Here is a 19,515-nt window from a genome sequence, read left to right on the forward strand (position 1 = left end):
GGGCGGTCGGGGGCGGGGCGCTGGTGGGGCCGCCGGGGGGGGGGCGGCGGGGGGCCGCTGTGGGTCGCGCCCCCGCACCGGCCGCTGGGGTTGGGGGGGGGGGGGCCCCCCGGGGCCCCCCCCCCCCCCGCGACCGTCCGTGCTGTACGCCTCTGCCTGGCTGGCCTCGCGGGAGATCGGCGCGGTCACGCTCGTTGACGGAGTCTCGGCCGAGGTCGCGGCGACGGTACCGGTCGCACCGGAGGGCACCAGGTTCGCGGTGACCCAGCAGGGGCGGGCCGGGTTCGTGACGACGGAGTCCAGGGGCAGCCTGGTGCGAGTGGACGGGGCGACCCAGGCACGGCGATCCGTCGACGTGCCCGCCGGGGGATTGTCCGAAACTGCCGGCGACGACCGCTACCTGTGGGGGTTGGGCCGCGACGGCACGGTCATCCGGTTCGCCGACGGGACGGCCGCGCCACGGCACTTCACCACGCGGGCCGGCCCGGTGGACGGCCCACGGCACCTGGTGGTCACCAGCGCCGGGCCGGTGGTGGTGAGCCCGGCCACGCGTCGCGCCTACCCGCTGTCTGCTGAAAGGGGCGAGGTCACACACGAGATGCCGGTCGACATCGGCCCGGACGACCTGGTCAGCGGCGTGCCGGACAGGCCCTGGCTGCTGGCGGTCAGGCCCGCCGACTCGACGCTGGTCCGGTGCGAGGTGCAGGCCCGCACCTGCGGCGCACGGATCCGGCTGGGGACCGCCGGCTCTACTCTGGGGGCTGCGGTGTCGGCGCACGGGGCCGTTTTCGTCCCCGACCGTTCGGCGGGCGTGGTGTGGATCGTCGACCTCGCCAGCGGCGCGGGCGCCACGACGCCGGTGATGTCCGGCCGGGGCACCGGATTCGAGTTGTCGGTCTCCGGCGGCGTGGTGTTCTTCAACGATCCGGACGGTCCACAGGCGGGCGTCATTGCGGCGGACGGGAAAGTGCGCCGGCTGGTCAAGTACGGCGGGTCCGCGCTCACGCCGCCTGTCGTACCGTCGACGCCGGCCACCAGCCCGACTTCTCCCCGCACGTCCCCGCCGGTTTCGCCCACACCGCCGGATCGATCTCCCGGCCCCCGTCCCGACCCCACGGCCCAGACCTCCCGGCCCGCTTCCCCGCACGCGCCGAGCACCACACCGACTCCCTCACCGACGCAACGCAGGACCCCGTCGCCGTCGCCGTCGCGGTCACCGTCGCCGTCGCCAAGCCCCTCACCGACTCCGTCCAACGCCCCGAAGAACCCGTACCTGCCGGCGCACGACCGGATCGTGCTCGACGATCCGATGACGAAGAACTCGGGCCACTGGCGCAACAAGAGTGAGAACACCGGCACCTGCACGTTCGCCGCCGATGGCTACCACGTCGCGTCGAGCGGCGGCAACAAGTACCACGAGTGCTACGGCACCAAATCCGTACGGGACTTCACGTACGAGGTCGAGTTCTCGTTCGGCACCGCCCGGGCGGCGGGCCTCTTCTTCCGCCAGGACGGCCCGGGTAGCTGGTACTGGACGGAGATCGGCCGCAGCGGGACAGTCTGGCTCAGCAAGGGCGTCGACGGCGTCTCGGCCGACCCGGACCTCTTCGTCGGTCAGGTGCCCGCACCAGATCCGGACGAGTGGCACACGCTCGCGGTGACCGGGGTGGGCACCAAGCTCACCGTCTACGTGGACGGCCATCGGGTCGGCTCGATCACCGACAGGCAGTTCGACAGCGGCCCGATCGGCGTGTTCACCGACGGCGGGAAGGCCCCGGACGGCACGGACCCCGACGGGGAATCCCTCTTCCGCAACGTACGCGTATGGGCGCCCTGACCGAGAAACGGGAGAGAAACGAACATGTTCGACTGGTTCCGTTCGCTGGACCCGAGCAGCCAGGTGACACTGGTCTCGGCCATCATCACCGGCCTGTTCACCTTGGCCGCCACGCTGGGTGGTGCGATCGGTGCGATCATCGCGCAGCGGAGGACCCGGGATGCCGGATCCCACCAGTCGCAGGAACCCGCAACGTCCGACGACGAACAGGTGTCGGTGTTGCAACGCTGGTGGCGTCGCTATCCACGTGCCGCCAAGATCGTCATCACCGGTGGCCTGGTCCTGGTGATCGGCTTGACGCTGACGTTCGTACTGATGAACAGGTCCGCGCCGCCCCCGGACCCCGATCCGTCACCGTCGGTGTCGGCCTCCACCTCGTCCCCGCCCGTGCCTGGACCGACCACGGCACCGCCCACCACCCCGCCCAACAGGCAGAACACTGGCGGCAACCCGTACCCGTCGGGGCACCGGACGGTGGTGCTCGACCAGGCGATGGTGGCCGAGAACGGGGGGTGGCGAAACCTGAACTCGGGTACCGGCACCTGCCGGTTCGCCCCGGACGGCTACCACGTCGCGTCGAGCGACGGCAACAAGTACCACGAGTGCTACGGCACCAAATCCGTACGGGACTTCACGTACGAGGTCGAGTTCTCGTTCGGCACCGCCCGGGCGGCGGGCCTCTTCTTCCGCCAGGACGGCCCGGGCAGCTGGTACTGGACGGAGATCGGCCGCAGCGGAACAGTCTGGCTCAGCAAGGGCGTCGACGGCGTCTCGGCCGACCCGGACCTCTTCGTCGGTCAGGTGCCCGCACCAGACCCCGCACGGCGGCACCGCCTCGCGGTGACCGGGGTGGGTGACAGGTTCACCGTGTACGTCGACGGCGAGCGGGTTGGCGAGATGACCGACGGGCAGTTCGACAGCGGCGGGATCGGTGTGTTCACCGACGGCGGGAAAGCCCCGGACGGCACGGACCCCGACGGGGAGACGATCTTCCATCACGTACGGCTCTGGCAGCCCTGAGCGCCACCGCCCATCGACGCGGTCCCGCACTACCGCGTCGGCTCTGGGCTCGGAGGCATCGATCACAGCGGGACAAGACCGGATGCGCTGAATGCCACCGGTGGTCTCCCGGAGGGCGGTAAAGACGACACGGAGCCTGGCCATTCGGCCAGGCTCCCGTGCGCAAAAAGACAGAAGAGCAGCTCCGACCCCGCAACAGAGCGGCTTGGAGGGTTGCGGGACGAGGCCGCTGCCGCCATATTGCCTGTGATCATCTCCCCTGATCCCGATCCCGCCCCGGGGCGGCTTCATCGGTGATTGGAGACCACCATGTCCAGACGGATTCCCGGCGACCCGGCGACGGTGCCAGCCGGCCGTCGCCCGGCCGCCGCGACGAGGAGCGTGCGGTGACGGTGGTACGGCATCGGCGCAACCGGCGGGCGGAGCCCGCGGCGGGCCCACCGGATGCCGAGCCGCCGATCCCCCCGCCGCCCCGCACGGACGCGGGCCGGGGAGGCACGATCCGGGGCCGGCTGGTCGGCATCATCGCCCTGCCCATGCTGGCCGTCCTGCTGCTGCTCGGCTACCTCACCGTCATCGAGGTCTCCGGCTACCGGGCCGTCACCACGGCCAGCGAGTCGGTGTCACTCGCCCTCGCGGTGCGCGACCTGACCCAGGAGTTGCAGACCGAACGTGGGCTCACCGCCGGTCTGCTCGGCGGCAACGTCGGTTTTCGCGACGAGATCGCCCCGGCCCGCCAGCGGGTGGACCAACGGCGGCGAGCGGTCGAGTCGGCTGTCTCCGGCGGCGGGCGGGTGGCCGACCGGGTCAATGCCGCGCTGCGGGAACTCGACGGGCTCCCCGTCGTCCGCGCCGGCACCGACAGCGGCAGCGCCGGACGGGCCGCCACCTTCCAGTTCTTCACCGACCGCATCGCCACGCTCAACCGCATCGACTTCGGCCTCGACGAGGTGACCGATCCGGAGCTGCGGCGGCACGTCGCCACCCTCGACGCGTTGAGCCGGATCGAGGAGAGCACCGCCCAACAGCGGGCCTTCCTCAACGGGGTCTTCTCCGCCGGCGGTTTCGCCAAGGGCGAGTTCCTCCAGTTCGCCGCGATGCGCGCGGCCCGCGAGGCGGCCCTGGCCGACTTCGCCGAGCAGGCCACCCCCGCCCAGCAGGCCGCCAACGACTGGGTGCTGGACACCGGGGCCGCCCGGGTGGCCGCGTACTTCGAGCAGGTCGCCCTCGCCTCCGCCGACGGCCGGCGGTTGCAGGTGAACCCGCAGTCGTGGTGGTCCTCCCAGACCACCGTCCTGGACGGCATGCGTCAGATGCAGCAACACGTCGGCGCGGAGATCGAGGCACGGGCCACCGAGCGCCAGAACGACTCCACCCGACGCATCCTCGTGGTCGCCGCCTCGGTGCTGCTGTTCCTGGTGGGGGCCGTCGCCCTGCTGGTGGTCGCCACCCGGTCGATCACCCGCCCGTTGGCGGCCCTGTCCGCCGAGGCGCACGAGTTGGCGACCAGCCGGCTGCCCGCCGCCGTCCGCCGGCTCCAGGACAGCGGGGAGGAGGGCGATCCGGAGGCCCCCGCACCGGTCCGGGTCCCGGCCCGGTCCAGTTCCGAGATCCGGTCGGTCGCGGGTGCCCTCGACCAGGTGCAGGCGGTGGCCTTCCGCCTCGCCACCGAGCAGGCCCTGCTCCGCCGCAGCACCACCGAGTCGCTGGCCAACCTCGGCCGGCGCAACCAGAACCTGCTGCGGCGTCAGCTCGGGTTCATCACCAAGCTGGAGCGGGAGGAGAGCGATCCCACCGGGCTCGCGAACCTCTTCGAGCTGGACCACCTCGCCACCCGCATGCGCCGCAACGCGGAGAGCCTGCTGGTGCTGGTGGGTGCCGGGGGGCCTCGCCAGTGGGTGGCCCCGCTGCCGATCGCCGACGTGATCCGGGCGGCCATCTCCGAGGTCGAGGAGTACCGCCGGGTGCAGCTACGCCGCATCGACGATGCGTGGGTGGTCGGGGCCACCGTCAGCGCGGTGGCCCACATGCTCGCCGAGCTGATCGAGAACGGGCTGACCTTCTCACCTCCCGACTCCGACGTGGAGATCCAGGGCAGGCGCACCAGCGAGGGTTACCTGATCGCCATCACCGACCAGGGCATCGGCATGTCCGCCGAGGATCTGGCCCAGGCCAACGCCCGGCTGCGCGGCGAGGTCGACTTCGTCGCGGCCCCCACCCGTTACCTCGGCCACCAGGTGGTGGGTCAGCTCGCCCTGGACCTGGAGATCGGCGTCCAGCTGGCGCCCTCGCCGGTCACCGGTGTCACGGCCCGGGTGGTCCTGCCGCCCGGCGTGCTGACCACCGCGAACGCGACCCCGCCGGGTGAGGGTCCGGCAACCGCGTCGGGTGGGAGCCCGGTGGCCCCCGCCGCCACGCCGATCGCCCTCACCGCCACCGCCGCACCCGCCCGGGTCACGGCGGAGGTCGGGGAGGCGGCCCCGTCCGGCCCGATCCGTGCGGTCGACGGCCCCCCGGCTTTCTCGGCGGAACGCCCCGGCGGCGTCCCCCGCCCCGCCGGCGACCTGCCCGCCCCCACCGGTCCGCGGAACGCCGGAGAGTTCCCGGTGACCGGCGCCGGGGGTGCCGCCTCGGCGCAGCCGGTCGTCGATGGGCCGATCACCGTCGCCGGCCAGGTGGCCACCGCCGACCGGGTGGAGACCCGCACCATCAACGGGCTACGCAAGCGCCTGCCCAGGGAGCAGCGGACGGTCCCGCCGGCGCCCCCGGCCACCGGGGCCGTGCCGGCACCCGAGCAGCGGCCGGCGGCCCTCGACGACTCGCCCGCCGACATCCGGAACCGGTTGACCGCCCTGCGCGCCGGGATGCTCCGCGGCCAGGCCGAACGGGCGATGCCCGTGACCGGGTCCGGCGACGAAGCCTCGACCGAGCCTTGGAGGACAGCGTGACGGTTGACGCCCAGACCGACCCGCACCAGTTGAACTGGCTGCTGGCGAACTTCGTCCGGCAGACCGACGGGGTACGGGACGCCGTAGCCGTCTCCTCCGACGGCCTGCTGATAGCCGCCTCGGCCGGGTTGGACCGGGGAGCCGGGGACCAACTGGCCGCGATCGTGTCCAGCATGTCCAGCCTGGCCCGCACCGCCTCGCGCAAGTACGACTTCGACGGGCTGAAGCTGATCATGATCGAGATGAGGCGGGGCTTCCTGCTGGTGTCGGCGATCAGCGACGGCAGTTGTCTGGGGGTGCTCGCCGAAGGCGGATGCGACCTCGGCCTGGTCGGGTACGAGATCTCCCTGCTCGCCGAGCGGTTCGGCAGCATGCTGACCCCGGCTCTGATCTCCGAGTCGAGACGGATCCTGCCGCGGTGAACGAGAGTGGGCCCCGGCTGCCCGACCCGCGGATGATCCCGTACTGGACCCCCGCGCCGCCGACGACCGACCCCGCGCCGGAGCCGCGGCCCTGGCGTCCGGGGGCCGCGGACGAGGCGGCGGTGCGTCCGTTCCTGCTCACCGGCGGGCGCACCCGGCCGGTGCAGGACGGGCTGCGGGTGGAGACGCTGCTCTCCGCCCAGCCGTCGGCGCTCTCGGCGCCCCTGCGCTTCGAGGCGCGCCGGATCGTCGAGCTGTGCCAGCGGCCCACCACGGTGGCGGATCTGGCGGTGGGGCTGCGGGTGCCGCTGGGCGTCACCCGGGTGCTCGTCGCCGACCTGCTGGCCGAGGGTTATCTGCGCCGCGAGGAACAGGGCGAACTCTCCATCGCCATGATCGAAAGGATCAGGGACCGTGTCCGCGCTCTCTAGTCAGCGGCCCGCGCCCACGGCGGTGAAGATCGTGGTCAGCGGAGGGTTCGGGGTCGGCAAGACCACCTTCGTCGGGGCCATCTCGGAGATCGAGCCCCTCGTCACCGAGGCCGACCTGACCGAGGTCTCGGTCGGGGTCGACGACACCAGCGGGGTGGCGGCGAAGACCACCACCACGGTGGCCCTGGACTTCGGCCGGATCAGCCTCGACGAGTCCCTGCTGATGTATCTGTTCGGCACCCCCGGGCAGGACCGGTTCGCCTTCCTCTGGGACGACCTCGTGGACGGCGCGCTTGGGGCGGTCGTCCTGGTCGACACCCGCCGGATCGAGGACTGCTTCCCGGCCGTCGACTACTTCGAGGACCATCAGATCCCGTTCCTGCTGGCGGTCAACGCCTTCGACGCGGCCCGCCGGTTCGCCCTCGCCGAGGTGCGGGAGGCCCTCGGGGTCGACGACGAGGTGGTGATCGTGGAGTGCGACGCCCGCCACCGGCAGTCGGTCAAGCAGGTGCTGGTCGCCCTCACCGAGGTGGTCCTGGCCCAACGCCTGGCCCGGACGGTCCCCCGGTGAGGCGGCGGCCGGGACACAACGAGCAGGAGGAGACAGCAGCGATGCGGACAGCAGGCTGGATCAGGGTGGCGGCCCTCGCCGGCTCGGCCGTACTGGCGCTGGCCGGCTGCACGGCCGACATCCAGCCCCGGGTCGCGGCGCCGGGCCCGCCCGCGAGGACCGGGTGCGGCACCCTGACCCTCGCGGTCAACCCGTGGATCGGGTACGAGGCGAACGTCGCCGTGGTGAGCTACCTGGCCAAGAACCGGCTCAACTGCACGGTGGTGGAGAAGGAGCTCAGCGAGGACGAGTCCTGGCAGCAGCTCGCCAGCGGCGAGGTCGACGCGATCCTGGAGAACTGGGGCCACGACGACCTGAAGAAGCGGTACATCGACGACGAACGGGTGGCCGTGGAGCACGGCGTCACCGGCAACAAGGGCGTCATCGGCTGGTACGTCCCGCCGTGGCTGGCCAAGCAGTATCCGGAGATCACCGACTGGCGCAAGCTCAACGACTACGCCTACCTGTTCCGCACCCCCACCTCCGGCGGGCGGGGTGAGCTGCTCGGCGGTGATCCCTCCTACGTGACCAACGACCAGGCCCTGATCCGGAACCTGAAGCTGAACTACGCGGTCACCTTCACCGGGAGCGAGGACAAGCTGATCGAGGCGTTCCGCACGGCGGAGCAGGAGCGTCGGCCTGCCATCGGCTACTTCTACGCCCCGCAGTGGTTCCTCTCCGAGGTGGACCTCGTGCACATCAGGCTGCCCGCCTACACCCCGGGCTGCGACGCCGACCCGAAGAAGGTCGCCTGCGACTACCAGCCGTACGACCTCGACAAGATCGCCAACCGGGAGTTCGCCGAGTCGGGCAGCCCGGCGGCGACGCTGATCAAGAACTTCCAGTGGACCAACGCGGACCAGAACACGGTGGCCCGTTACCTGCGGGTGGACAAGCTGTCCCGGGACGAGGCGGCCCGGAAGTGGCTGGACGCGAACCCCGAGGTCTGGGAGGCCTGGCTGCCCCCCGCCTGAGCGGGCCGGCTCGGCGGGCGAGATCGACGGCTCGGGTGAAATCGACGGCCAGGGCGTAGTCGGCGGCAGGGAAGTTATGCGCATCGATGGCTCATCATTTATGCTGCCCAATGTCCCATCGCCCTGACCAGCTCGTCGCCGTACCACCACCACCCACGGCAGCGACGACGGGCCCGCTCACCGATCGGAGCCCTGATGCCCTGGCAGCCCATCGCCGTAGCGCTGACCACCCTCAGCCTCGCCCTGCCCGCCACCGTCCCGGCGGGCGCCGCCGCCTCGCCCACGCGGCTTCTTCGGGCCGGTCATGTTAGCGCTCACACGAACGCCGCCCTGGCCGGGCCACCCGGGGCCCCGCCCGGCGTCTGCCCGACCGGCGCCAGCTACGGCCCGCCGCTGCCGGCGACCTCGGTCACGGCGGCGAATATCCGGGGCGGCTTCTCCTTCCTCGAAGGGCCGGTCTGGCTCGCCGACCGCGGCTACCTGCTGGTGTCCGACATGGGCGCGGCCACCGGGCCGGAGCGGGTCCAGCCGTCGACCATCCGCCGGTTCACGCCCCCGGCGACCTTCGACACGTTTCTCGCCAACTCCGGCAGCAACGGGCTCGCGCTCAGCCCCGACGGGCAGCAGCTCGTCGCCGCGACGCACGACCAGCGCAGCGTCTCGTCGTACCGGATCGACGACCTGGCCCGCGGCGTGATCGCCTCCGGCTACCAGGGCCGGGCGTTCAACTCGCCGAACGACGTGGCGGTCCGCTCGGACGGCGTCGGCTACTTCACCGACCCCAACTTCCAGCGCGGCGGACGCCCCGACCAGATGGGCGGGCGCACCAGCGTCTTCCGCGTCTCGGGCGGCCAGGTGTCGCTGGTCGACGACGCGCTGCGCCAGCCCAACGGCATCGCGCTCTCCCCGGACGGCGCCACGATCGACTGCGCCGGGAACGTGTACTGGGCGTCGGGCTCCGACGGCCTGGTCCACGTCTACTCGCCCACGGGCACCCAGCTCGGCACGATCCGCTCCGGCTCCTCGGGCACCACCAACGTGGCGTTCGGCGGATCGGACCGGCGGACCCTCTACGTCACGTCGGGCCCGACGAACGACTCCGGCCTGTACAGCGTGCGGCTCAACGTGCCCGGCTACCCGTACTGACCGCCAGGCTCCACAGGAAGGGACGTACCGATGTGCAGCAGTTCTTCGTCGGCACGTACAGCCGCCTGCGCACCGTCGAGCCGACCATCGACGGGGACCTGTGGCTGACCACGAGCACCGGCGGCGACGAGGACGGCGTCCCGAACAACAGCAACGAGCGGATCCTCAAGGTGTCCCTCGGCAGGTAGCCCCACCCCACCACCACCCCCGTCCCACCAGATCGGAGCCCACGTTCGTGAAGCGTCTACTCAGGGCGGTGGCGGCCCTCGCGGTCGTGCCACTGCTCGCCATGACGGTGCTGATGGCCGCGCAGCCGGCCTCGGCGGCGGCCCTGACCCAGGTCACCAACTTCGGCAGCAACCCCAGCGGCCTCAACATGTACCTCTACGTGCCCGACAACGTCGCGCCCAGGCCGGCGCTGCTGGTGCTGATCCACTACTGCGGCGGCTCCGGGCCGGCGATCTTCAACGGCAACGGTCGCGACTACGTCACCGCCGCCGACCGGTACGGCTACGTGATCGTGCTGCCCGAGGTCACGCGCAGCAGCAAGTGCTTCGACGTCTATTCCCCGCAGGGGCTGCGGCGCGGGGGCGGGAGCGACTCGGACGGCATCATCTCCATGGTCGACTACGCCAAGCAGCGGCACAACGTCGACCCGGCCCGGGTGTACGTCAGCGGCTTCTCCTCCGGGGCGATGATGACCAACGTGATGGCCGCCCAGTATCCGGACGTGTTCGCCGCCGGGTCGGCGTTCAGCGGCGTGCCCGCCACCTGCTTCGCGACCGGCAGCAGCACCAACACCTGGAACGGCCAGTGCGCCGGTGGACAGATCACCAAGACGGCCCAGCAGTGGGGCGACGCCGCCCGCGCGATGTATCCCGGCTACACCGGCCGGTACCCCCGGATGCAGTTCCTGCACGGGACCACCGACACCACGCTGTCGTACGTGAACTTCGGTGAAGAGATCAAGCAGTGGACCAACCTGCACGGGTTGGGCCAGACGCCGGCGTTCACCGACCACCCGCAGTCGAACTGGACCCGCACCCGGTACGGCGACACCGGCACCCAGGCGACGGTCGAGGGCATCAGCATCAGCGGGGTCGGGCACGAGCTGCCGCAGGCCGGTCAGATCGCGTACGCCATCTCGTTCCTCGGCCTCGACGGCACCCCCACCACGCCGACCCCGACCCCGACGACGCCGCCGGCGGCCGGGGTCACGGTGGTCGGGAGCCAGTCGGGCCGCTGCCTGGAGGTACCGAACGCCAGCACCACCAACGGCGTCCAGACCCAACTGTGGGACTGCACCGGCGGCACCGGGCAGCGGTGGACCAACACGTCGGGCCGGCAGCTCACGGTGTACGGCAACAAGTGCCTGGACGCCAGCGGCTCGGGCGGCACCAACGGCACCCCGGTGATCATCTGGGACTGCCACGGGGGCGCCAACCAGCAGTGGAACGTCAACGCCAACGGCACCATCACCAGCGCCCAGTCCGGGCTGTGCCTGGACGCGAACGCCGCCGGCACCGCCAACGGCACGAAGATCATCCTCTGGTCCTGCAACGGCCAGGCCAACCAGCGATGGACGCTGCGGGCCTGAGGAGACCCCGCGCTACGGGTGGCCCGGCCACGACGCGAGCACGTCGACCAGAGCGCGCACGATCGCGCTCTGGCCGGCGGTCGTCGGGTGGACCCCGTCGGGAAGCAGGAGCGAATCGGCCCCGGCGCGGCCGAGGGCGCGGTGCACATCGACCGCCTGGGGGTCCAGCCCGACGACGGCGTCGGCGATCTCGCGCACGTCGGCGGTGCGCCACGTGATCTGCTGGTCCCGGAAATGGGCCCACCGGGCGGCCCGGTCCTCGACGACCGGTGGCGGGGTCATACGGACGAGGCGGGCGCCGACGTCCGCAGCCACGACCCGGCCGAGCTTGGCGTAGTTGTCGACGGTCTCCGTCAGGCTGATGAGCCGTTCCTGGCTGTGCGCGCCGTGCCGCCGGGCGTCGTTGGTGCCGAGCAGCTGGATCACCCAGGCGGGCTTCGCGGCGGCGACGAGATCGATGCGGGCGAGGGCGTCGTGGGTCGTGTCACCGGTGACGCCGGCGTTCACGACCTCGACGCCCGCCCCGACGAGGTCCAGGACCGCGCGGAGCTGTTCGGCCCATGAGCACAGGTCGTCGGTTATCGAGTCGCCCAGCGCGACGATCCGTTCGCCCGGGGCGAACGGGAGACGCGTGAGCCCGGCTCGGAATGCGGGCTCGGTGAGGAACTGGTGCGCGGCCTCGCGTACCCGGGCCGACATCGCGCCCGCGATGCGTTGGTGGGTCGGCTCGTCGACGCCGGCCACGGACGCGGAAACCTGCCGGGCGAGGGGCTCCGGCAGCGGAAACCGCGCCAGCGGCAGGCTCTTGCCTGGGTGCACGTAGCGGGTGAGGACGGCGGCCAGGTCACCGTCCTCGATGCCCTCGTCGTCCGCGTTCCGTTCGGGGACTGGGTCGAGCAGCCGGCGCAGAGCGGTGGCCGCCCGGGACAGGGCGTCGCGCGCGGTCGGCGAGACTCCGGCCATGTCGAGTGCTCCGTGGACCAGGCCGGAGAGGCGCAGGTGGGTGACGGGCACCCCGGCGGACTCCAGCGCCGAGGCGTAGGCGTCGCCCTCGTCCCGCAGGGTGTCGTACTCCGCGGTGAGGACGACCGCCGGGGCCAGGCCGGTGAGGTCCGGCTCGTACAGCGGAGAGATGCGGGGGTCGTGCGGGTCGGCCGTGCTCGGCAGGTAGGCGGTCACGCACCACTCGATGTCGGGCCAGGTGACGTAGTAGCCATGGGCGTTCTCCCGGCGCGACGGATGGCGCGCGGTGTCGAGATCGGCGTCGACGACCGGGTAGACCAGCAGTTGCGCGGCGAGCGGGATGCCGAGGTCGCGAGCGGTGTGGGCGGCGACCGCCGCGAGGTTGCCGCCGGCGCTGTCGCCCCCGACGGCGATCCGCGAGGGGTCGCCGCCGAGGCTGCCCACGTGATCGTGGGCCCACCGCAGGACGGCGGTCACGTCGTCGAGCCCCGCCGGCCACGGGTGTTCGGGGGCGAGCCGGTAGTCGACCGACAGGACCACGAGTTCGGCCTGCTCGGCCAGGACGCGGGCGGCGATGTCCCCGGTTTCGAGGCTGCCGGTGACCCAGCCGCCGCCGTGGATCCACAGCAGCGTCGGCCTGCGGCGCGCGGCCGTCGCCGCAGGCCGGTAGACGCGGACGGGGATCGCGCCGGCTGGGCCGGGCACGGCGGTGTTCTCGATGGTGGCGACCGGCGGGCGCTGCCGCAGCGGGGTGAACCGGACGGCGTCCATCTCGTGGTCGCGGCGGGCCTGCTCGACATCGTCGCCGCTGGGGCGTTGGAAGGTCGGGTCGGCCTCCATCCGCCGGAGGAGATCGGCGATGTCGGGTGCGAGAGCCATGGGTGGGTGTCTTCCTGTGGCGTTGTGGGCTGCTACTGGGCGGGCACGGCTACGACGTGCCCGCCTCAGCTGCGGCGCTGGCGGAGCTGGTCGATGAGGGCGGCGAGGATGATGACCGCGCCGATGGCGGTGACCTGCAGGTAGGGCGACAGGTGCAGCAGGACGAAGGCGTTGCGGAGCAGGCCGAGCAGGCAGGCGCCGAGCAGCGAGCCGACGATGCTGCCCCGGCCGCCCATGAGGCTCGTGCCGCCGACGATGACCGCAGCGACGATGTCGAGTTCCAGGCCCGTCCCGGCGTCGGTGGTCGCCAGCGCCAGGTTGCTGGCGTTGACGAGGCCGGCGACGGCGGCGAAGCCCCCGGCGAGGACGAACGCGAGGACGACCGTGCGCTGTACGGGGATCCCGGCGAGGTAGGCGGCCCGCTGGTTGTCGCCGACTGCGGTGATGCGTCGCCCGGTGACGCTGCGGGAGAGGAACAGCTGGGCCACGACGACCAGGCCGAGCAGGATGACGACGCTGACCGGCACGCCGGCGATCCTGCCCTGGCCGATGAACAGCAGGGAGTCCGGCACGTTCTGGGGGGCACCATCGGTGGTGACCAGGGCCAGGCCGCGCACCACCGAGAGCATGCCGAGCGTGGCGATGAAGGCGTTGACCCGGCCGTAGGTGACCAGCAGACCGTTGACGGCTCCGACAGCCGCGCCGACGGCGATGCCGGCGGGGATCCCGAGCGCCGGGAACTGGCCCTGCATGGCGAGGGCGCCGACGAGCCCCGAGTAGCCCAGGGTCGAGCCGACCGACAGGTCGAGCTTGCCCGAGATGATGATCAGTGTCGCGCCGATGCCGGCGATGCCGACCACCGAGATGGCCTGCAGCACGTTGATCAGGTTGCCGTAGGTCAGGAACCTGTCGTTGAAGACGCTGATGAGCGCGCCGAGAAGGATGATGATCGTGGCGAGGGCGAGCTCGCTCCCCCAGTCGCCGAGCAGCCGTTGGCCACCGGCGAGCGCCCGGGAACGGGGGGACACGGGCACTTTCGCCGGTGCCGGCTCCTGATGCAGCGTGGTCATCGCTTCAACTCCGGTTGGCGGCGGCGGTCGCTCCGAGGGCCGCCGCGAGGATGGGTGTGGGGTCGTGACCGGCGGGGACCTCGGTCTGGATCCGGCCGTCCCGCACGACGACGATGCGCGTGGCCAGGTCGAGGATCTCGTCGAGTTCGCTGGAGATCATCCAGATGGCGATCCCCTCGTCGGCGAGTTGCCGGATCAGCTCGTGCGTCTCGGCGCGGGAACCGATGTCCACGCCGTGGGTGGGCTCGTCGAGGATGAGCACCCGGGGCCGCACGGAGACGGCCCGGGCGAACAGCAGTTTCTGCTGGTTGCCGCCGGAGAGACCGCGCGCGAGCGTGGCCAGCGAGGGCGCCTTGACGGCAAGCCGTTGGGCCAGCCGACCCGCGAGCTGTCGCGCCTCGCCCTCGCGCGGCCTGGGTACGGTGTTCCGCGACGGCCCCAGCAGGCTCGCCCTGATGTTGAAGCCGACTGATTTGTCATAGAACAGGGCGTCCTTGCGGTCCTCGGCGATGTAGACGACGCCGTGGGCCAGAGCGTCGCTGGGCGAGCGCAGGCGACGCCGCTGCCCGTCGACGAGCACCTGCCCCGACCGCAGGGGCGTGGCGCCGATCGCGCCCAGGGCGATCTCCGTACGTCCCGCGCCGACCAACCCGGCCATACCGAGGATCTCGCCGGGACGCAGGGTCAGGTCGACGTGGCGGAAGCCGCGCCCGGAGGCGTCGCGCAACTCGAACACGGCCTCGCCCGATCCCGCAGCCGCGGCCCTCGGGGCCTGGTGCCCGCGTTCGTTGCGGGGTCGACCGCCCATCCGGGCGACGGCGGCGTCGAGGGGGATGTCGCGCACCGTTCCGTCGGCGACCTTGCGCCCGTCCCGCATGATCACGACCCGGTCGGCGATCCGGTAGACCTCGGTGAGCCGGTGGCTGACGAGGACGACCGCCACCCCGGATTCCCGCAGCCGGCGCACGACGGAGAACAACTGCTCGGTCTCCTCGTCACCGAGACTGGCGTTCGGTTCGTCGAGGAACAGCACCGTCGGCGAGGTGAGCAGGGCGCGGGCGATCTCGACGAGTTGCCGCTTCGCGCCGCTGAGCGTGCTCGTCGTCTGCCGGGGGTCGAGCACCCCGGCCAGGCCGAGCCGCGCGAGCTGTTCCTCGGCCCGCTGCTCCAGCCTGGCCCGCGAGGCCACCCTGCGGGCGCCGCCGGCCAGGTCGGAGATGTACAGGTTCTGGGCGACGCTCTGGTGCTCCAGCATCTGGGGTTCCTGGTGCACCACGGCGACACCGGCGGCGGCAGCCGCGCGCGGGGTGGGGAAGCTCCGGACCTCCCCGTGCAGGCGGATCTCCCCCGCGTCGGCGACGGCGGCACCCGAGCAGCAGGCCACCAGTGTCGACTTGCCGGCGCCGTTCTCGCCGAGCAGCGCGGTCACCTGGCCGGCGTGGATGGTGACGTCCACGCCGGCCAGCGCGACGACTCCGCCGTAGCGCTTGCTCAGCCCGCGCGTCTGCAGGGCGACGGCAGACGAGGTCATCTCAGTAGCCCTGGCTCTGCTTGCGCAGCGCGTCCGTGAGGTTGTCCTTGGTGACGATCAGGTCCTTGACCGGCTGGTTGAAGCCGCCGTCCGGGCCCTGACCGCCGATCACCGCGTTGTAGAGCCAGATCGAGGTGTCGTAGGTGGAGCCGAACGGGTCCTGCTCGATCGCCGCGTACTGCTTGCCCGCCTCGATCTGCTTGCGCGTGCCCGAAGTGAGGTCCGACGTGATCACCTTGATCTTCGCTGCCTGCTCGGCGCTGAGCGTCGAGGCCATCGCCCCGTTCTCACCGGTGGTGGCCACCAGCGCGCACAGATCGTCGTTGGCGGTCACGTAGTCGCGCGCGGCGGCCTGGTACTTGGCCTGGTCGACGCCGGCCTCCACACCCTTGCTGACCGGGGTGATGCCGCTGCCGGCGAGCCCGTCGATGAAGCCCTGGCGGCGCGCCTCGTGCTGCGGCGCGCTGAAGAAGCCCGTGACGATGCCGACCTTGCAGGTCTTGTCGCCCACCGCCGCGACGAGGGACTTCGCGATCTCCATCCAGGCGGCGTGGCTGTCCTCACCGTGGTAGAACAGCGCTCCGGTGCCCTCCACGCAGTCCGCCGACGACATCATCGCGGCGACCTTGATCCCCTTGGCGACGGCCTCCCGCATCGGCTCGCAGTTGGCCGGGCCCAGCAGCGTGACACCGATCGCGTCGTAGCCCTCGTTGATCGCGGTACGGACCACCTGGTTGACCCCGTCCGCCGAGATCGTGGTCACCGGCAGGTAGTCCACCTCGGCGCCGAGGCCGGCGAGCACCTCCTTGGCGCGCGACGCGCCGGCCTCGGATGCCTTGAACACCTCCGCCACCTGGGCGGGAAAGTCCACCAGGGCGATCCGGACCTTCTTCTTGTCGGGGTTGTCCACGGGTGTGGGGCGGCCCGGCACCGGGGTCGTCCCGGTCGCGGCGGCGACGTCGTCCGACGAGTCGGTCGTCCCGCTCCCACCGGAGGAGCCGCAGCCGGTCACCGCCACGAGCGACATCGTCGCCAACGCCACGACCAGGTGGCGCGGCCAACCCTTACCCATCCGCTTCAACATCATTTGCCCTCCTCGTAGAGCCCCGTTGCGCAGACGTTAGGGAGGAAGCGCTGGTAGACCCATATCTAAAACGTTTTTGTTACCTGTCTGTTACGACCGCCCATAGAAGATCCTGCTCCTGGGCTGCGGTATGGTGAGCCACATCGATTGGCATCCGAATCGGTTTGGAGGGAGTGGGAGTGGGCGCAGTACGTCCCCGACGGTCCGGCGGACCGGCGAGGTTGGCCGACGTCGCCGCCCTCGCCGGGGTGTCCGTCGCGACGGCGTCACAGGCACTCAACGGCGGAGCCGTGGCACCGGGCACCCGCGTACGGGTCCGGGAGGCCGCGACCGCCCTGCGCTACGTCCCCCGCGTCAGCGCCCAGTCGCTGCGGACCGGACGGACCACCGACATCGGGCTACGCATCCTGACCACCCCCGAGTCGCTCGCCTACCGCGAGGCGACGTTCTTCTACGCGCTCATCCGGGGAGCGATGGCCGGCGGGGACGAGGCCGGGCTGCACCTGTCGGTGCAGTTCGTCACCACCACCCCGCTCGACGCCGGCACCCGACTCGCCGCCGAGGCCGCCGCACGCGGGTTCGGCGCGGTGATCGTGCTGCCGCAGTGGGCCAACGACACCAGCTACCTGGCCGGGCTACGCGCCCAGGGCACCCCCGTCGTCGCCCTCAACGACGCCGGCGCCCCCGCGGACTGTGTGCTCACCGTCGACGAGGCGCACGGCGTGACCCTGGCACTCGATCACCTCGTGGAGCTCGGCCACCGAAGCGTCGGATACCTCGCCGGACCACCGGGCCATCTCGACGCCGAGGCCAGGCTCAGCGCGTTCTACCGGCTGTGCGCCGAGCGTGGCCTGCGCCTCGACCCGGGCCACGTGCTGCGCAGCGACTACGCCATCTCCGCCGGACGCCACGCCTTCGCGCGCTACCTACGGGGCGACACCCGGGACATGCCGACCGGCTGGCTCGCGGCCGACGACTACATCGCGGCCGGGGCGCTCCAGGCCGCCCACGACGCGGGCCTGCGCGTCCCGGAGCACTTCTCGTTGATCGGATACGACGACATCGAGATCGCCCAGGCCACGATCCCGCCCCTGACCTCGGTGCACCTGCCGATGTACGAGCTGGGCCACGGGGCGGTGTCCGCAGCCGCGATGCTCGTCGACCAGGACGCGCCACCGCCGGCCCCCCATCGCTCGCTCCGGCCCACCCTCACCAAACGCGCCAGTGTCGGGCGGCACGCTTAAGCCCGGACGGGCGGTGCGGCGCGCCTCCAACACGCCCGGCCGGCAAGACGCCTACCCCGGCCGCAGACACGGATCGGTGACCGGGTAGCTCGGGCTCTGCGCGGTGCGGCCGTCGGCGGCGGTCGCCCGCACCGTCCAGGTCAGACTCGACGCGCGCAGCTGCCCCACGCTGGCCCGCGCCGACGGTCCGTCCACCGTCATGGCCCGGCTCGACGCGGCCCTGCCGGACGTGGTCCAGCGCACCTCCGCCGCGTCGATCGTGGTGCTGCTGGTGGCCTGCACGACCAGGGTGTACGTCTCCGCCCCGCAGCGCACGTGCGCGCTCGCCCGCAGCGTGAACGCCGTGGCCAGCTTCGGCGTGGCGGTCGGCCGGGGCGCGACCGGCGACCCGGTCGGCGCCACCGTCGGGGCGGGACCGGCGACCGGCCCGGTCGCGCCGGGCGGGGCGCCGGACGGGAGGGGCCCGGTGGGCGTGCCGCCGGTGCCGGTCGGCTCGGGCCCCGCCGCCGGGGCCACGGAACCGCTGGACGCGGCGGCGTCCGCCGGGGCCGCCGACCGCACCGCTGGCGTCGCCGGTCGGTCGGCCGCCGCGCCGGAGGTCGCCGCCACCCGCTCGGCGTCCGGCCGGCCGGGTCCGAGCGCCCAGGTGCCGGCTGCGGCGAGCAGCACCAGCAGCCCGACCGTCGCGGCCAGCCGACGCCGACGCCGGGCCCCCGACGCCGTACGCGTGGATCGTCCCACCGCCTGCGGAGCCGCCACGCCGCCCCCGGCCACCACGGCGGCGGGCCCGGCGGCGGACCGCTCCGCCGACCGCGCGGTGTGCCCGTCGTCCGGCCCGTCCCCCGGCTCTGCCGTCGGCGGCGGACCGACGGGCTCGGCCGGCGCCGCCGACGGCGGTGGGGTCGCCGCGTCGACGGCGGGCGGCTCGACCCCGGCACCGCCGTCGGCCGCCCCGGTCATCCCATCGTCGGCAGCCTCGGCCAGCCTCGGCCACACCGTGTCGGCGACGACCAGGAACCCCGGAGCCGTGTACGCGGACAGCAGCGCCGCCGGGTTGAGCTGCTCGCGCCGGAGCAGCCCGCACGTGGCGCAGCCGTCGATGTGCCGGGCGACCCGCTTGCGCAGGGTCGGGGTGAGCCGCCCCTGCCAGCCGTCGAGCACGCCGGCGAGGGCCGGGCAGTCCCGGGACCCGCTGCGCGCGACGAGCAGCGCGCCGAGCGCCCGTTCGAGCTGCGACCGGGCCCGGGACAGCCGGGCGTGGGCGTGGTTGGTGGGCACCCCGAGGGCCGCGCCGATGTCGACGGAGGACAGGTCGTGGCGGATCGCCAGGTGCACCACCTCGCGGTCGCCCGGGTTGAGCGCCGCTGCCGCGGTGTGCACGAGCTCGCGCACCTGGTCGGCATTGACCCCGGTGACCGGGTCGACGGTGTCGGCCACCGGGTCGCCCGCCTCCTCCAGCGGCGAGGAGCGGGGCCGCTCCCGCAACTGCCGGAGGCATTCGTTGCGCACGATCGCGTACAGCCAGGGGCGCAGCCGGTCGGGGTCGCGGAGCTGGTCGATGCGCTGGCTGGCCGTGAGGAACGCGTCGTGGACGACGTCCGCGGCGGCCTCCGGCTCGCGCACCAGCACCCGGGCGTACGTGTAGAGCCGATCGGCGTACCGCCGGTACATGCCCTCCAGGCCGGCCCGGTCGCCCCGGCGCACCGCCTCGACGAGCGTCCTGTCGTCCTGTGCCGCCGTGTCCATCCCTGCTCCCACC

16 protein-coding genes are annotated in these 19,515 nt (G+C 72.6%); 11 read left to right on the plus strand and 5 right to left on the minus strand.

The window, feature by feature from the left end; translation table 11 throughout:
• Positions 1–139 precede the first annotated feature (139 nt).
• The 10 genes from ACFT41_RS20475 (at position 140) to ACFT41_RS20520 (ending at position 10,985) form a co-directional block, all read left to right on the plus strand.
• Positions 140–1,837, plus strand: coding sequence for a family 16 glycoside hydrolase (locus ACFT41_RS20475; protein WP_377587571.1), 1,698 nt, complete (start codon positions 140–142; stop codon positions 1,835–1,837).
• 24 nt (positions 1,838–1,861) lie between these two features.
• Complete coding sequence (locus ACFT41_RS20480; protein ID WP_377587572.1) at positions 1,862–2,857, plus strand: hypothetical protein; 996 nt, start codon at positions 1,862–1,864, stop codon at positions 2,855–2,857.
• 386 nt (positions 2,858–3,243) lie between these two features.
• The gene (locus ACFT41_RS20485; protein ID WP_377587573.1) at positions 3,244–5,805 is read left to right on the plus strand and encodes a nitrate- and nitrite sensing domain-containing protein; all 2,562 of its coding nucleotides are present in this window, start codon (positions 3,244–3,246) and stop codon (positions 5,803–5,805) included.
• A complete protein-coding gene (locus ACFT41_RS20490) occupies positions 5,802–6,227 on the plus strand; it encodes a roadblock/LC7 domain-containing protein (RefSeq protein ID WP_377587574.1) in 426 nt (141 codons plus the stop codon). The genes ACFT41_RS20485 and ACFT41_RS20490 overlap by 4 nt, the downstream gene beginning before the upstream one ends.
• Positions 6,224–6,658 (plus strand): DUF742 domain-containing protein, encoded by a 435-nt coding sequence (locus ACFT41_RS20495; RefSeq protein WP_377587575.1) that lies wholly within the window; start codon positions 6,224–6,226, stop codon positions 6,656–6,658. The genes ACFT41_RS20490 and ACFT41_RS20495 overlap by 4 nt, the downstream gene beginning before the upstream one ends.
• Entirely contained in the window at positions 6,642–7,229 is a 588-nt protein-coding gene (locus ACFT41_RS20500) for an ATP/GTP-binding protein (RefSeq protein WP_377587576.1), read from the plus strand. Before ACFT41_RS20495 ends, ACFT41_RS20500 begins: the two co-directional genes overlap by 17 nt.
• Before the next feature lie 41 nt (positions 7,230–7,270).
• Positions 7,271–8,242: an ABC transporter substrate-binding protein gene (locus ACFT41_RS20505; protein WP_377587577.1), complete on the plus strand. Its 972-nt coding sequence runs from the start codon at positions 7,271–7,273 to the stop codon at positions 8,240–8,242.
• Positions 8,243–8,437: 195 nt separating this feature from the next.
• On the plus strand, positions 8,438–9,388 hold the full coding sequence (locus tag ACFT41_RS20510; protein WP_377587578.1) for an SMP-30/gluconolactonase/LRE family protein: 951 nt from the start codon (positions 8,438–8,440) through the stop codon (positions 9,386–9,388).
• A 32-nt stretch (positions 9,389–9,420) separates the two neighbouring features.
• A complete protein-coding gene (locus ACFT41_RS20515) occupies positions 9,421–9,576 on the plus strand; it encodes a hypothetical protein (protein WP_377587579.1) in 156 nt (51 codons plus the stop codon).
• Between the two features lie 113 nt (positions 9,577–9,689).
• Positions 9,690–10,985: a PHB depolymerase family esterase gene (locus tag ACFT41_RS20520; protein WP_377587601.1), complete on the plus strand. Its 1,296-nt coding sequence runs from the start codon at positions 9,690–9,692 to the stop codon at positions 10,983–10,985.
• 12 nt (positions 10,986–10,997) lie between these two features.
• Here the strand turns inward: ACFT41_RS20520 and ACFT41_RS20525 are convergent, their stop codons facing one another.
• The 4 genes from ACFT41_RS20525 to ACFT41_RS20540 all read right to left on the minus strand — a co-directional run bounded on the left by ACFT41_RS20525 (position 10,998) and on the right by ACFT41_RS20540 (position 16,515).
• The gene (locus ACFT41_RS20525; RefSeq protein ID WP_377587580.1) at positions 10,998–12,827 is read right to left on the minus strand and encodes an alpha/beta hydrolase fold domain-containing protein; all 1,830 of its coding nucleotides are present in this window, start codon (positions 12,825–12,827) and stop codon (positions 10,998–11,000) included.
• Between the two features lie 65 nt (positions 12,828–12,892).
• Positions 12,893–13,897 carry an ABC transporter permease gene (locus ACFT41_RS20530; protein WP_377587581.1) on the minus strand — a complete coding sequence of 335 codons (1,005 nt, stop codon included), beginning with the start codon at positions 13,895–13,897 and terminating at the stop codon, positions 12,893–12,895.
• Between the two features lie 4 nt (positions 13,898–13,901).
• Positions 13,902–15,428: a sugar ABC transporter ATP-binding protein gene (locus ACFT41_RS20535; protein ID WP_377587582.1), complete on the minus strand. Its 1,527-nt coding sequence runs from the start codon at positions 15,426–15,428 to the stop codon at positions 13,902–13,904.
• Position 15,429: 1 nt separating this feature from the next.
• Positions 15,430–16,515: a sugar ABC transporter substrate-binding protein gene (locus tag ACFT41_RS20540; RefSeq protein WP_377587583.1), complete on the minus strand. Its 1,086-nt coding sequence runs from the start codon at positions 16,513–16,515 to the stop codon at positions 15,430–15,432.
• 176 nt (positions 16,516–16,691) lie between these two features.
• On the opposite strand from ACFT41_RS20540, the gene ACFT41_RS20545 reads away from it, so the two are divergent.
• Positions 16,692–17,756, plus strand: coding sequence for a LacI family DNA-binding transcriptional regulator (locus ACFT41_RS20545; RefSeq protein ID WP_377587584.1), 1,065 nt, complete (start codon positions 16,692–16,694; stop codon positions 17,754–17,756).
• 51 nt (positions 17,757–17,807) lie between these two features.
• On the opposite strand, the gene ACFT41_RS20550 is transcribed toward ACFT41_RS20545, so the two are convergent.
• Positions 17,808–19,502 (minus strand): RNA polymerase sigma factor, encoded by a 1,695-nt coding sequence (locus ACFT41_RS20550; protein WP_377587585.1) that lies wholly within the window; start codon positions 19,500–19,502, stop codon positions 17,808–17,810.
• Between the last annotated feature and the right edge of the window lie 13 nt (positions 19,503–19,515).

This window comes from Micromonospora sp. NPDC057141 (assembly GCF_042670805.1).
Classification (GTDB): domain Bacteria; phylum Actinomycetota; class Actinomycetes; order Mycobacteriales; family Micromonosporaceae; genus Micromonospora.